Annotated in this window: 18 protein-coding genes; 9 read left to right on the top strand and 9 right to left on the bottom strand. The window is 64.5% G+C overall.

Going from position 1 to position 13,242, the window contains the following annotated elements:
- Positions 1-11: 11 nt before the first annotated feature.
- From ACETII_RS09090 to ACETII_RS09075, 4 genes are all read left to right on the top strand, one after another.
- Complete coding sequence (locus ACETII_RS09090; RefSeq protein WP_472787821.1) at positions 12-908, top strand: radical SAM protein; 897 nt, start codon at positions 12-14, stop codon at positions 906-908.
- A 32-nt stretch (positions 909-940) separates the two neighbouring features.
- Positions 941-1,999 (top strand): alkene reductase, encoded by a 1,059-nt coding sequence (locus ACETII_RS09085; protein WP_472787820.1) that lies wholly within the window; start codon positions 941-943, stop codon positions 1,997-1,999.
- Between the two features lie 179 nt (positions 2,000-2,178).
- A complete protein-coding gene (locus ACETII_RS09080; RefSeq protein ID WP_363350807.1) occupies positions 2,179-2,451 on the top strand; it encodes a hypothetical protein in 273 nt (90 codons plus the stop codon).
- A gap of 107 nt (positions 2,452-2,558) precedes the next feature.
- Entirely contained in the window at positions 2,559-3,233 is a 675-nt protein-coding gene (locus ACETII_RS09075) for a hypothetical protein (protein WP_363350805.1), read from the top strand.
- A gap of 55 nt (positions 3,234-3,288) precedes the next feature.
- Here the strand turns inward: ACETII_RS09075 and ACETII_RS09070 are convergent, their stop codons facing one another.
- The 5 genes from ACETII_RS09070 to ACETII_RS09050 all read right to left on the bottom strand — a co-directional run bounded on the left by ACETII_RS09070 (position 3,289) and on the right by ACETII_RS09050 (position 7,093).
- Positions 3,289-4,539, bottom strand: coding sequence for a hypothetical protein (locus ACETII_RS09070; protein WP_472787819.1), 1,251 nt, complete (start codon positions 4,537-4,539; stop codon positions 3,289-3,291).
- A 145-nt stretch (positions 4,540-4,684) separates the two neighbouring features.
- Positions 4,685-5,461 carry a DUF4339 domain-containing protein gene (locus ACETII_RS09065; RefSeq protein WP_472787818.1) on the bottom strand — a complete coding sequence of 259 codons (777 nt, stop codon included), beginning with the start codon at positions 5,459-5,461 and terminating at the stop codon, positions 4,685-4,687.
- Positions 5,462-5,539: 78 nt separating this feature from the next.
- Positions 5,540-6,226 (bottom strand): hypothetical protein, encoded by a 687-nt coding sequence (locus ACETII_RS09060; RefSeq protein WP_472787817.1) that lies wholly within the window; start codon positions 6,224-6,226, stop codon positions 5,540-5,542.
- Between the two features lie 47 nt (positions 6,227-6,273).
- Positions 6,274-6,405, bottom strand: coding sequence for a hypothetical protein (locus ACETII_RS09055; protein ID WP_363350797.1), 132 nt, complete (start codon positions 6,403-6,405; stop codon positions 6,274-6,276).
- A gap of 181 nt (positions 6,406-6,586) precedes the next feature.
- Positions 6,587-7,093, bottom strand: a complete 507-nt coding sequence (locus ACETII_RS09050; RefSeq protein ID WP_363350795.1) for a hypothetical protein — start codon at positions 7,091-7,093, stop codon at positions 6,587-6,589.
- A 108-nt stretch (positions 7,094-7,201) separates the two neighbouring features.
- On the opposite strand from ACETII_RS09050, the gene ACETII_RS09045 reads away from it, so the two are divergent.
- The 3 genes from ACETII_RS09045 (at position 7,202) to ACETII_RS09035 (ending at position 8,032) form a co-directional block, all read left to right on the top strand.
- Positions 7,202-7,417 (top strand): hypothetical protein, encoded by a 216-nt coding sequence (locus tag ACETII_RS09045; protein WP_363350793.1) that lies wholly within the window; start codon positions 7,202-7,204, stop codon positions 7,415-7,417.
- 83 nt (positions 7,418-7,500) lie between these two features.
- The gene (locus ACETII_RS09040) at positions 7,501-7,656 is read left to right on the top strand and encodes a DUF3309 family protein (RefSeq protein ID WP_363350791.1); all 156 of its coding nucleotides are present in this window, start codon (positions 7,501-7,503) and stop codon (positions 7,654-7,656) included.
- A gap of 166 nt (positions 7,657-7,822) precedes the next feature.
- Complete coding sequence (locus tag ACETII_RS09035) at positions 7,823-8,032, top strand: hypothetical protein (protein ID WP_363350789.1); 210 nt, start codon at positions 7,823-7,825, stop codon at positions 8,030-8,032.
- A 58-nt stretch (positions 8,033-8,090) separates the two neighbouring features.
- Here ACETII_RS09035 and ACETII_RS09030 read toward each other — a convergent pair whose 3' ends face one another.
- The 4 genes from ACETII_RS09030 to ACETII_RS09015 form a co-directional block, all read right to left on the bottom strand.
- Complete coding sequence (locus tag ACETII_RS09030; protein ID WP_472787816.1) at positions 8,091-9,821, bottom strand: adenylate/guanylate cyclase domain-containing protein; 1,731 nt, start codon at positions 9,819-9,821, stop codon at positions 8,091-8,093.
- A gap of 96 nt (positions 9,822-9,917) precedes the next feature.
- A complete protein-coding gene (locus ACETII_RS09025) occupies positions 9,918-10,703 on the bottom strand; it encodes a hypothetical protein (protein WP_472787815.1) in 786 nt (261 codons plus the stop codon).
- A gap of 94 nt (positions 10,704-10,797) precedes the next feature.
- Entirely contained in the window at positions 10,798-11,334 is a 537-nt protein-coding gene (locus ACETII_RS09020) for a Dps family protein (protein WP_363350783.1), read from the bottom strand.
- A gap of 111 nt (positions 11,335-11,445) precedes the next feature.
- Positions 11,446-12,234 (bottom strand): response regulator, encoded by a 789-nt coding sequence (locus ACETII_RS09015; protein WP_363350781.1) that lies wholly within the window; start codon positions 12,232-12,234, stop codon positions 11,446-11,448.
- 184 nt (positions 12,235-12,418) lie between these two features.
- On the opposite strand from ACETII_RS09015, the gene ACETII_RS09010 reads away from it, so the two are divergent.
- Positions 12,419-12,655 carry a NepR family anti-sigma factor gene (locus ACETII_RS09010; RefSeq protein ID WP_363350779.1) on the top strand — a complete coding sequence of 79 codons (237 nt, stop codon included), beginning with the start codon at positions 12,419-12,421 and terminating at the stop codon, positions 12,653-12,655.
- Positions 12,652-13,206 (top strand): sigma-70 family RNA polymerase sigma factor, encoded by a 555-nt coding sequence (locus tag ACETII_RS09005; RefSeq protein ID WP_363350777.1) that lies wholly within the window; start codon positions 12,652-12,654, stop codon positions 13,204-13,206. Before ACETII_RS09010 ends, ACETII_RS09005 begins: the two co-directional genes overlap by 4 nt.
- Positions 13,207-13,242 lie beyond the last annotated feature (36 nt).

The raw sequence follows: 13,242 nt of genomic DNA, 5'->3' as shown, positions 1-13,242 counted from the left end.
CGCGCGCGCGCATGACCATCGTCCCCATCCGCTATGTCGAACCCGTTTACCGGCCGCCGAGCGAAGCGGAGTCGCTGATCGTGCCTGTGACGAACGGCTGCTCCTGGAACAAATGCACCTTCTGCGAAATGTATACGGCGCCGCAGAAGCGGTTTCGTCCGCGCGACGAGGACGACATCCGCGAGAGCCTGCGGCGCTGCGGCGAGACTTTCGGCGATGGCGTCAAGCGCGTGTTTCTCGCGGACGGCGACGCCATGACGCTGTCCACGCGCCGCCTGGCGAATGTGCTCGAAACGATCCGCCGCGAGCTGCCCGGCGTCCGGCGCGTCTCGAGTTATTGTCTGCCGCGCAATCTGCGAAAGAAATCAGTCGCTGAGCTGCAAGAATTGGCGGCGCTGGGATTGTCGCTCGTCTATGTCGGAGCGGAATCCGGCGACGACGAAGTGCTGGCCCGCGTGAACAAGGGCGAGACCTTCGCGTCGTCCGCCGAGGCCCTCGACAAGCTGGGCGAAGCGGGAATCAAGCGCTCCGTCATGATCCTGAACGGCCTCGGCGGCGAGACGCTCACGCGTCAGCACGCGTTGAATTCCGCGGCGCTGATGAACGCCGCGCAACCAGAGTATCTCGCCACCCTCGTCGTGAGTTTTCCACTGGGCGAGACGCGTTTTCGCGAGAACTTTCCTGGCTGGGAGCCGTTGAGCGTCCTGGGCTTGATGCAGGAGATGGCGCTGTTTCTTTCCGCGCTGGAGCTCAAGCGCACCGTCTTTCGCAGCGACCATGCGTCGAACTGGCTGATCTTGAAAGGAACGCTCGGCGCGGACAAAGCGCGGCTCCTGCAACAGCTGCACGCCGCCATCGCCGCGCCGGAAGCCGCGCCGCTGCGGCCGGCCTGGGCGCGCGGCTTGTAACGCCGCTGTCTTAACTCGATTCCGGAGCCGTCATGGCCACGCTCTTCGATGCCGTTAAGCTCGGCGATCTCGAATTGCCCAATCGCATCGTCATGGCGCCGTTGACGCGTTGCCGCGCTAGCGAAGGCCGCACGCCCAATGCGCTCATGCGGGAGTACTATGCGCAGCGCGCCTCCGCCGGCCTCATTCTCTCGGAAGCGACCTCCATCACGCCAATGGGGGTGGGCTATCCCTCTACGCCCGGCGTCTGGTCGGAGGCGCAGGTCGAGGGCTGGCGCGAGATCACGCGGGCGGTTCACGCGGGGGGAGGCCTGATCATGCTGCAATTATGGCATGTCGGGCGCATCTCTCACCCGATCTACCTCGACGGCGCCAAGCCGGTCGCGCCGAGCGCGATCGCCGCGGCGGGTCATGTGAGCCTGCTGCGCCCGTTCCAGCCCTACCCCGAGCCCCGGTCGCTCAACATCGACGAAATTCCCGGCGTGATCGAGGCCTATCGCCGCGGAGCGGCCAACGCCAAGCGCGCGGGTTTCGACGGCGTCGAACTGCATGGCGCGAATGGCTATCTGCTCGACCAGTTCCTGCAGGACAACGCCAACAAGCGCGCCGATCGCTATGGCGGATCGATCGAGAATCGCGCGCGGCTCATGCTGGAGGCGACGGACGCCGTCATCGAGGTGTGGGGGCCGGGTCGCGTCGGCATGCATCTCGCGCCGCGCGGCGACGCGCACTCGATGGGCGACTCCGATCCAAAGGCGACCTTCAGTTATGTCGCGCGCGAACTTGGCCGGCGCGGCCTCGCCTTCATCTGCGCACGGGAGCATCAGGGCCCGGACGCCCTCGGCCCTCTTTTGAAAAAAGAATTCGGCGGGCCCTATATCGCCAACGAAGGCTTCACCTTCGAGACAGCGGAAGCGGCGGTTGCGGCGGGCGAGGCGGACGCCGTCGCCTTCGGCAAGTTATTCATCGCCAATCCGGACCTTCCGGACCGTTTTCGTCGCCGCGCCACATTGAATGCGCTCCGACCGGAAACCTTCTACACGCACGGACCGGAAGGATACGTTGATTATCCCGCGCTCCGCGGCGACTGAAACCACCCTGGCTTTGTGCGCGGCGCACCGCATACTCTCCCCGCGGCGCGGAATTAAAGGGTCGCCTGATTGGGAGGATTGCCTAGAGGGAACTACTTAGATCGTTCGGAAGTTGACTGTGTAGGCGCGTTGCACGGGAGGGACGGATGTCGAGGACCCGAGCAGAGCAACAAGAATTAATGCAGGATGAAGCGCGGGCCACGCTGGCGACGATGCAGCAGCTGGGCGCGTCAATGCGTCTTTCCCTGGAAGCGGTGACCTACGAGTCCCTTCCCGACGAAATTGGGTTGCTCCTTCTGCGTCTGGCCCTGGCCGAGCTGCTCAAGCGCGCCGCCGAGGAAGAGGCGCGGGAGGGAAATCCCCAGTCTGGCCCTGAGGAGTGGATCGGACTCGAACGCTGGGCCTGGGCCAACGCGACGATCGCTTGGAGCGGCCGGATGACCGGCCGCTGACCTCGAGCGCCTCTGGAGATCGCGCGCGCCGCGTCGAATTTGCCGTGCTTGCCCCATGAAGTCGACTTGCTAGCTAAGGGCGCGGGGCGTGAGGCGGAGTATGCGCGATGTCTCTCACCAGAGATGCCATAACGGCTGAAAATGCGGCGGCGTACGGCGGGCTCATCGACGCGGTTGGCGGCGTGGCCACCGTTGTCCTCGCGATTTGCGGGCTCGTCAACATTGCGCCCGGGCCTCTGAGCGCGGTCGCGACAATTGTCTTCGGGGTCGCGCTTCTCATTCAGGGCGGGGCGATGGTTTCCGAATACGCTCAGGTGACGTTTCCGGCGGAGATGGACGAGGCTTCCGCCGACTCCTTCGGCGGCAACAGCCTCGTCACGGTATTCCTGGTGGGCGCAGCGGGAATCGTTCTGGGTATCCTCGCCTTGCTCGGCATTCAGTCCGGCACGCTGACGCCCGTCGCCGTGATCGCCTACGGGACGGCCCTGCTCCTGAGCAGTAACGCCGTCTGGCGGCTCTATGCGATGCGCCGGGCGTCGAGACGGCAACCGGGCGCCGCCACCCACGGCGGCGGCGAGATCATCGCCAGCGAAATGGCCTCCGGATCCGCTGGGCTGCAGGCCGTCGCGGGTCTGACGGCGATTGTCCTGGGCGTCATCGCTCTCGCCGGCGCGCCGAATGACTTGACGCTCAACCTCGCCGCCCTGCTGGTTCTCGGCGCCACGATCATATTGACCGGCGGCACGCTGAGCGCCACGGTCATCAGCTTTATGCGCAAGTAGGCTGCCTCAGGTAACGTCGTCTTGGAGGCCGCCCGACAAGGCGGCCTCCTGCGCGTCAGTCGCGCTGTGAGCGATCGAGAGCCTGTTTGAGGACTGGCCGCAGCAGTTCGGCGAATTTTTCGGCGCCCTTCGGCGTGGGATGGATGGAATCGAAGAAATAAGAACCGCCCTGCGGCCCGTCGGCGACGGGAGCCATGGCCGAGGCGAGATCGAAGGTTTCCGCGCCCGCCATACGCGCTGCGTCGAGATAGAGACGGGCGCGCGCGCGTTCGGAGGCGGCCGCATCCTTCAGATCGATGGCCCGAACCCCTTCCGCGGTCTTACAGGTCAGAAAGACTCGCAGATCGCTTCCATAGAAGCTTTCGCTCGGCGCCGAGAATGCGCCCGGCTCGCTCACAACCAGCAAATCCGCGCCGAGGAGATCTTTGACCTCCTGCCGGAACTTCGGAAAAATTTCCTTCCATTCCTCGTATAGTCTGGCGGAAATCCGGTCCGGCGCATCGGCGCCGTCGCAGTCTTTCAAGGGAACGCGCGGGAGGAGCTGCGTGCCGTTCTGGCTGAGGCGCAGTCCGTCGACGACGATCGAATGCGGCGACAACGCGCCGGCGTCCTGCGCTGTCGACGCATTGCTGAGTCTTGCGACGCGGATCAAATGACGCAGCCACGCCACGGTGCGCAACGAGGTCGTCTCCGGTCTGAGCGCCTGTTCGAATTCCCGCTTGAAGATTTCAACGGAGCCCGCGGGGAACTGGGCCGGATCATATCGAAAACCAATTTCCGCCAAGCGCCGCGACCAGCTCGCGTCATTGTGATTTGTCGCCAGGACCACGAGGTCGAACCGATCGCCGCGCTCGGCGAGATATCTCACCGTCGGAAAATGCGACAGCACCCCGGCCTGCGACATGGACGCGTTATAGGTCGCGATTTGTCCGTCGTCGTTCAGGCGCGCCGGCCATCGTTGCTCGGGCGACAGAAAGATGCCTTCCGTGACGCTGCCTCCCAGGAACAGCACCTTATGCTTTGCGCCCTCGGCGGGATCTGGCGGGATGAAACGGCTCGGTCCGATCTTGAAATCGACCTTATTGGCGTCCGGGTACAGACCTCTGATGTCGAAAACGGCTGTGTAGCCCGCTGGAAACAGGCGCGGCGCACCGGGATTTCGCTGCGCGGTCGCAATATATTCGGCGACGGAACCCTCGCTGCCGGGGACCGGCGGCAAGATGTAGCGAAAAGCCGCCTCGGCGAGCGCGAGACCAACTGCCGTCGAGAGAAGGACGGCGAGAACAGCCATAAGCCTGTTTTTCATCGATGGGCACAAAATCCAGGGAAAGAGACCGGCAATCCGCGCGCGCGGCCAAAGCCTTGCCGGAATTTACAGATGCGGCGAGCGATTGCAAGCAACGCCCCGAGGCGTTCGCCGGGCGGTCGTCGCGGTCTCCCTTGCAAGAAGGCTACGCCTCTTGCGACCCCTTCTCCAGGCTGCGGCGCGTGAACAGGATCTCGGGCAGTTCCCCGATTTCCTGCGCCATCCGGCGGAAGGCGAGATAGGGAAGCAGCACCAGAAAAAGCAGCAGGCCGCTGGCGAAGAGCTGCCAGAGCGAGCCGCCGGCGATCTCGCTCATAGCCTCATGAACGCCGCGCCCGTGAAAATGGCCGACGACGATCTCCTCGACAAAGCTCAAGATCACCAACGCGACCGTAAAGATGAGCGCCTTGCTCACGATCTGGGTCAGCAGGATCGCGTGGCTTCCTTGCTTCTCCCCGAGTTTCACGGCCTCGAGAACCAAGATGAACTTGCCGAGAATCAGCGCCTTGACGACGGCGACCCCAACCGGCGCGAATTCAACGCCAACAGTGCGCAGGACCGCCGATTTGTAGAACAACAGCGCAAAAAACCAGACCATCAGATAGGTCGACACGGAGATATAGGCGACGAGTTCATGCCGCGCGCGCTGCATGAGCTTTCGTTTTCTGGAGCCAGGGGCGGTCGTAGAGGGGGCGTCGGCGCCCGCGCGCGCGGCGCTGGAGCGCGCGAGCAAGGCGGCGGCAGGCGGGGCGGGATCGGGCGCGAATTGCGGCAAGCTGCGGCCGTCGACCCATTCCGGCATGCCGGGCGCCCAGACGAAATGGGGCTCGTCCTGGGCCAGGGCAATCCGCCGCGCCAGCGCTTCCGCCGACACCGGCCCGACCGTTTCGCCGGCCTCCGCGTAAAACCATTGGTCCGTCATGGGCGACCCATCGTGTTAAATCGTCGTCTGCACAAGATAGCACAGCTCGGGCTCCGTACGCCGCCAGGCGACGTTCGACTAGCCCCCGCCCGCTGGCGCGACGGCAAAGTTGAGAATTTCATTCGTGTAGTGCTCATGCACTTCGGAAAACGGCTTCTGCTCGGCCGTGTAGAGCACCGCCTTGTGCTCGAAGAGCTCATGCGGGAGGGCGAGCGCGCCCGACATCTGGGTAGGCGCCGCCGGGGCCGCGAGCTCCCACCCTGCGGGCAAGGGCGACCAGCGCGTCGTCGCTTCGATCGTGCGCCGGAAGGGCTGGAGAGCCGCCACCGCCTTTCCGAAGGGCGTCTCGGTCGTCTCCAGCGTTCGGTTCATGTCCTCGGTGAGCCGGCCGGGCGCATACCAGTTCTCGGCCTCGGAAAGCACATGGTCGCCGCACATCAGCGCGACGCGCCGATATTTGACCGGCTCGCCGGCCTCCAAGCGCAGGCGCTGGCGAATTTCCGCGCTTGCAGACACTTCGGGACCGGCGACCCGCCGCGCCACAATCTTCGGCTCGGGCGCCATTTTGTGAGCCGCGCACCAGCTTTCGAGGGTTGCGGTTGCGCTGCGCGCCGTCAAAAGCTCAGCGTTCAGCGTCTGGATCAGCGCAAGAATTTCGACGCGCGACAGAAAGCTGTCCGGCCAGGACTGAGGCTGCGCCGTCGCGGCGGAAACGAACACAAGCGTCGATATCGTTATGACTGAAAAAAACGATCTTGAGCTCATCGCGCTCCCGCCCCATGGCTTCCGGGCGGGACTTTAACCTCAAAGGGTCACATCGACATCCAGGAATTATAGGAGGCCGCATGCTGCAGGGCCGTGAAGGTCACGACGACGTTCATCACCTCCGTCATCACCGCAATGGCGACAGCTCCAAAAAGGCCCGTGGCGAGGATCGCTTTCATCTGCTCTCTCCTTCTCGTTAACCTCTTATTAACGAGTCGGGCGCGCCCCCGATGTGAGCGGGCGCACGTCTCACAGCGACTGCGCGCGGCGGCGCACGCAAGTACAACTGTTTTTCCTCGGAGTGATTGCAAGCGGCGCCATGCGGTCAAAGCCGCCGCGGCGCTCGCCAGCCCGATCGTGTCAGGCGGCGGGCGCGTCCAGACCGAGCGTCTGAGTGATTTCCGCGAGCGTCGCCTTTTCCGTCTCGCTCATGCGTATGCCGCCGAAGCCCAGAAACGTGTCTTCGAGTCCGGCTTCGGCGACCTTGCGGGCGATGTCGAGAAGCCATGACTTGAACGGGGCGGCATGCTCGCCGGCCTTCGCGTCGAGGACGGCGGCGACTTGATGAAGGGCGTCGAGCGCACGAGGCTTGATCTCGTCGAGACCGGCGCCCTGAACGATCGTGCGCACGCCTTCCCGCGCATCGGCGCGGCCGCTCGACGTGAGCAGCTCTTCGGCCACGCTCTTGATCAGCGCGTCGCCCGCCCCGGCGCGCGCCTCAGCGAGCATGCGCGCGGCCGCGAAGGCCTCCTGCAGCAAGCCGATGAAGCCGCTCGGATCGGCGGCGCTCACCGCATAGCCCGCGAGCAAGGGCGACTGGACCAGCTTCTTCCATTCGGACGGGCTAAAATCTGACTTGCTCGACATGGCCTTGCTCCGCTGTGCGCCTCCTCCAGATAGATCGCCATGGTTGGCTCGGAAAGGCCAGCTCCGTGACCGAGGAAGGCGTACCGCCTCGCCTCGAAGGAGGCCGTCATGCACAAGATCATGATCATCGCCGCCGTCGCGCCTTTCCTTCTCGCCGCGCCGGTCCAGGCGGACGAAAGCGAAAGGCAGCTCGGCAACGTTCAGCGCTACGGCGGGCATTGGCGGCACATGCGCCGCGACTGGAGCGGCGTCTATGGCTACGCCACTCCGGGAATTTGCTGGCAATTCGACTATCCGCGGGCGCAGTGGGTGTGGACCTGCTGACAGGCGCCGCGTGCGTTCAAGGGACGCCGGACGTGCGCGGGGGCTGCGCCGGTCGGCGGCCGCCCGCTTTAGGAGAAACGCCCATGCTCTCGACGGTTCTGGTTGTTCTGCTGATCCTGCTGCTCATCGGCTCACTGCCGACCTGGCCTTATAGCGCCGAGTGGGGCTATGGCCCCGGCGGCGTCGTGGGCGCGGTTCTCGCCATCGTTCTCGTCCTCGCGCTGCTCGGCCGCCTGTAGCCTGCGGTCATCTCGGGATTACGCGACAGGCGCAGGCAGCCATGCGGCCGTTTGTCGCCGGCGCGTTTCGCCTGCGCGGCTATCGGCCGAAAACGGCTGCGCAATCTGGCACGAGATAAGCAAGGTTGTCGTGCGGCGCGACGTTGCGCCGGGAGAGGACGACGCAATGCTCGACAAGCCCAGGACGGCCGACTCCATCACGCGCACGTCGATCATGCGCCTCAGCGCCAATCCCTCCAGACCCAAGAAGACGTTGCAACCTCTTGCCCTTCCGCCCTTCGGCGACGGCGACCGGACGGCCTGGGGCGACGCGCGTCGCGCGCTGCGGCCGATCAATCTGGAGCGGCGGGCGCGTTTCGCGCGGATCGACGCGTGATCCAGGACGACAGGCGCGGCGGCGCGCCGCGCGGCGTTTCGCCAGCAAACTGTGCAGCCTATTTCTCATCGAGGCGCCAGGCGCCGTCCCAGGCGTCTGCGGGCGCCGCCGCCGACATCTGCTCGAGCCTGCGCAGAAAGAGATGCGACGGGCCGTCTGCTGGCGCGGCGCAGAGACCGGCTGTAAAGGCGGAGCGCGCCGCGTCCCAGTCTCCGGCGCGATAGGCGACGAGCCCCTCGGCAAAGCGCGTCCGCAGCGCCGATTGCTCCGCCGAGAGCGCGCCCTTGCGTCCCATGATTTCGAAGATGCGTTCCGGCTTCTCCTGACCGGCCAGGGCGACGAGGTCGATCTCCCGCGTTTCGACGACGGCGTCGGCCGCGCGCGCCGTTCTCTCGCAGACGAGCGCGCGCACGCCATAATGTTTGCAGGCGCCTTCCAGACGCGACGCGAAATTCACCGTGTCGCCGACGACGGTGTAATTCATCATGTGCTCGGAGCCGATGCTGCCGACGAGCGCCTCCCCCGTCGCGACGCCGATGCGTATGTCGAAGGAGATGGGGGCGCTGCGCATGCCGAGGAGCTCCGGAAAGCTCGCCCGCAGGCTTTCAAGCCGCTCGAGCATCGCGGCGGCGGCGACGCAGGCGAGCTGCGTCTGGTCGCCATCCGCATGGAAGGGCGGGCCCCAATAGGCCATGATCGCGTCGCCGATATATTTGTCGATGACGCCGTCGTTCTCGCGGATCGGCGCCGACATCGTCGAAAAATAGCTGTTGAGAATTTTGACGAGGCCCTGCGGCGTCATGCGTTCGCTCGTGCCGGTGAAGCCCGCGACGTCGCAGAACAGCACGGTCATGACGCGGCGCTGGCCGTCGGCGCCGAGCGCAGACCTGTCGATCAGCCCCTGCACCACGCGCGGATCGACGTAATGGCCGAAAGTGTCGAGAATGCGCGCCTTCTGGCGCAGCTGCTCGACCATCTGGTTGAAGGCGTGGGTAAGATGGCCGATCTCGTCATGGGTCGTGACCGCCACCTCGTGGTCGAGCCGCCCGGCTTCGACCGCGCGCGCGCCTTCCAGCAGACGCCGCACCGGGCCCGTGACGCCGTCGCTCACCAGCGTCGAGAAGACCACGCCGAGCGCCGCCGCGAGCAGGGTGACGACGGCCGCGACCCACATGACGTGCTGCTGCGTCTCCAGCGTCGCCCTGCCGTCGGCGCGCAGAAGCACGAGCATCTCGGCGCGAATGGCCTCGAACTGAGCGTTCACCTCGTCGCGCAGATGATCGACGCGCGCGAGGCCGTCGGCGACGGCGCGCTGGTCTTTGGCCTCTATCGCGGCGAGGAGCCGGGCGATTTCCTCGTTGAGAAAGCGACGCGGCCCAGTCATCAGCGCCTCGAGGCGGCTGTCGAGCCGCACGAAGGCCTTTTGATCTTCGAAGCTGCCGCCCTCGCCGATCAGAGCCGCCATTGACGCGCGGGCCGCAGCGACCTCGCGCTCGACCTCGAGTCCCTTGGCGAGGAAGGTCTTCTTCGTCTCCTCGAAATTGGTCGCGTCCAGCGTGGGCGCCAGCGTTTCGATGACTAAGCGACGCAGCGCCAGCGCCCGCTCCAGCGATCTGATATGCGCCCGCGCCAGACTGCCATAAGCCGGGACATGGACCGCCGTGAGCTCATCGAAGCGGTCGCCGACGCGGCGCACCATGACGAGAGACAGGACCGAGGTCAGCGCCATCAGCACGATCAACGCCAGGGCGATGCCCATGATTTTTCGTCTGATGGAATTTGTGAACATGTGGCCCCCGTTTTTCGAGGCGGCCAACTTAAACCAAGCTGAACGCTCGAGGGAACCCAGCCGAAAATAAACGGACGGCGCCGCGTTTCAGCGAGGTCAAATATCGAGGTCGCGGTAGACGGCGATTTCCCGCTCGCGCGCCAGCCGCGCGTCCTCGCCCGCGCGAACGCCGCGCCAAACGTCGAAGATCATCACGAGCGTCGTGAACAGGCCTGTGGTCTTGGCGATGAGGAAACCGAAGGGAAAAATGATGCGCTCCGGCGGCACGATGAACTGAGCGCCAATGAAGATGGATGCGGCGTTGAGAAAATAGGCGGGCCGATAAAGCGATTTCTCCTTCCAGGCGCTGCGCGCATAGTGGCGCGAGTTCTTTTTGACCGCCCGGTTATAGTCGGGATTGGGGAAGAGCCCGAAGAAGCGCCGCTTGGGCGGCAAGGCGTTGGGCCCGGCGATCAGCGCGCGCAAAAGCTGCTTGATCTCGAAATGGGCGACGAGCGCAAGCAGCGCATTGGCCGCGAAAAGGCCGAGCTTGAGCTGCGGCAGAGACACATAGAGCTGTGCGGCCACGTCCACGAAGAGGAGCTGCGTCGCCGCATTGAGCGCGAAGGCGGAACGGTGAAACGCCGCGCGGTTGATGCTTTGGATCTTTTCATCGAAGAAGGCGACGCCCGGCTTGTCGCGCACGAGGATATGCAGCGTCAGCCGCTCCTCTTCGTCAAGCGTCCATCGCCGCCCCAGTTCGTCGATCGTCTCGCCGGGCGTCGCGCCCTTCGGGATCTTGAAGGTGACGCGCGCGACGAAGGACGACAGGCGCGAGAGAAACCCGCGCGCCGCCGCATAATGAGACGTAACAGTGCCCAGAAGGTTTTCGGGTTCCGCCATTTTTCTCTTTCCGACGCCGCTTCGCCGCCACGAGGGGCGACAAAGCGACTCGGCGGAAACTTATGCGGCTTTGCAAGGCCTCCGCAAGTCGGCCTCAGTGCCCGCCAGCGTCGGCGGCGCGCGCCGCCTCGAAGAGGAACCAGGTGCGCTTTTCGGTTTCGTCGAGATATTGCTCGATCAGGCTCGCTGTTGCGATATCGTCCCAATCGTCGCAGATCCCGTGCGCCTCGCGCATCGACTTGGCGATGGCGATGTTGTCGTTCATCAGCTCGACCAGCATCTCATAAGGCGAGACGAAGTCTTTCTCGTTTTCGCTGAGCGACGCCAGCTGCAGGATCTGATTGAGCGAGCGCAGCGTCGGCTGGCCGAGCTTGCGCACCCGCTCGGCGAGAGGATCGATCGACTCCAGGATCTGCTCGCTCTGCTCGTCGAGCATCTCGTGGAAGTCCCGGAAATTCGGCCCGCTCACGTGCCAGTGGAAATTCTTTGTCTTGACGTAAAGCACGTAGGCGTCGGCGACCAGCCGGTTGATCCGTTCCGCGACCACGGCCGTCGCTTCCTCGGACAGATCGCTCGGCGTATTTAGCGACACGCGTTCGGTGTCGCTGCTCTCTGAGACATTCAAGGGCATCTCGCGCCTCCTCGGGGCTTGCCTCCAGCGTTACGGGAGAACGCGCGCTCGCCGACGATGTTCCAGCCCAAAAAAGCGTCAACGCCGCCGGCCCGCGTTCGGCCGCTCATTTCAGGCGACGCGCGTCGCCTTGCGTTCGAAAAACAGCGCCTGGCTGATCGTGGCCTTCACCGTATCGACCTTGTAAGGCTTGCTGATGAGAAAGGCCGGCTCGGGCCGCTCTCCGGTGAGCAGCCGCTCGGGGAAGGCCGTGATGAAGATGACCGGGCAGTCGAAGGTCTCGAGCATCTCATTGACCGCATTGAGGCCCGAGCTGCCGTCCGCGAGTTGAATGTCGGCGAGGATGAGGCCTGGACGATGGCCGCGGGCAAGGTCCACCGCCTCCCTGTGGGTGCGGGCGACGCCGATGACGTTGTGGCCGAGATCGCGGGCGATGAATTCGATGTCCTGGGCAATGAGCGCTTCGTCCTCGATGATGAGCACGTCGGTCGCGACGCGCTCGGCGATCTCGCGTCCCGCCTGCGCGATCAGAGTCTCCACCTCCTGAGGCGTGACGGAGAGAATGTCGGCGACGTCCTCGATTGAAAAGCCTTCGACGGTGCGCAGCAAGAACGCCTGACGCGAGCGCGGCGTCAGCAGGCTCACATTCCGCTCGGCGGGCGTCACCTCGTCGTCGGGCCTATCCTCGACATTGAGCGTGATGGACGACCAGCAGCGCATGAAAAGATGGTAGAGGCCGACCTTGGCCGACATATTCGGCGGGAAGGCGTCAATATCCGCGATGAGCGCCTCGAGCGTCGCGACGACATAAGCGTCGCCGCTCTTCTGCGAACCGCAGAGCGCGCGCGCGAAACGGCGAAGATAGGGGAGATGCGGAGCGATCTCTCGGGAGATATTCATGACGGCACCCTGCGATCTTGTGAGAGTCTGCTGGCGCGGTTGAGCAATACGCCGCGCCGGGTTAGAAATCCACTTTTTCGAACTGGAACGATCCAGCCTTCCCGGTGTTGCCTATTTAGGCGCCTGGAGCGAGGGCGCTTAGCTAGGACACCGTCAAATAAGGCGCGGGTTCTTGGGGCTGTAGATGACGCAGGAAAACGAGCAGGAAGAAAGAAAGGTTTCACCGCCGCGGGAAGCGGGCGACGCGCATGGCGACGATCAAGTCGACGGCGTCGATGTGGCCTTTCTGGAGCCCCACATTCAGGAGCAATTGGGGCGGGTTCTGCGCTCATTCTGCGACGACCTCATTCAACAGCCAATCCCGGACAAATTCGTCGTGCTGCTCGCCCAGCTCGAAGCCAAACAGCGTGAGAAGAAATGACTGACGCTGCATTCGGAGAGCAGATGGTGGCGCAGATTCCCTACCTGCGCGCCTTCGCCATCTCTCTTTCGGGGTCATATAGCGTGGCCGACGACCTCGTCCAAGATACGCTCGTGAAGGCGTGGTCGCACGCCGACAGCTTCGAGCCCGGCACGAATTTTCGCGCCTGGCTGGTCACCATCCTGCGCAACACCTATTTCTCTCAATATCGCAAGCGGTCGCGCGAGGTGCAGGACAGCGACAATGTCCTCGCCGAGCAGATCCCGGTGAAGGGGGGGCAGGAATCCAACGTCACGATGCAGGACGTCCAGAAGGCGCTCAATAAACTGGCGCCCGAGCACCGGGAAATCTTGCTGATGATCGGCATCACCGAATTGTCCTACGAGGAGGCGGCGCAGGTCTGCAACATCGCCGTGGGCACGGTGAAAAGCCGACTGAACCGCGCCCGGGCCAAGCTCGCCGAACATCTGGGGCTCAAGGGCGTGCATGAGATCGACTACGATCCGACGATGACGGGCCTTGCCGCTCGCAAGAGCACCAAGGCGCTTTAGAGCCGTTAAAAAAAAATTCTCCCACTTTCGCCTTGC

Source organism: Methylocystis sp. NC52PC, assembly GCF_055698645.1.
This window is presented reverse-complemented; position numbering and strand designations above follow the sequence as displayed.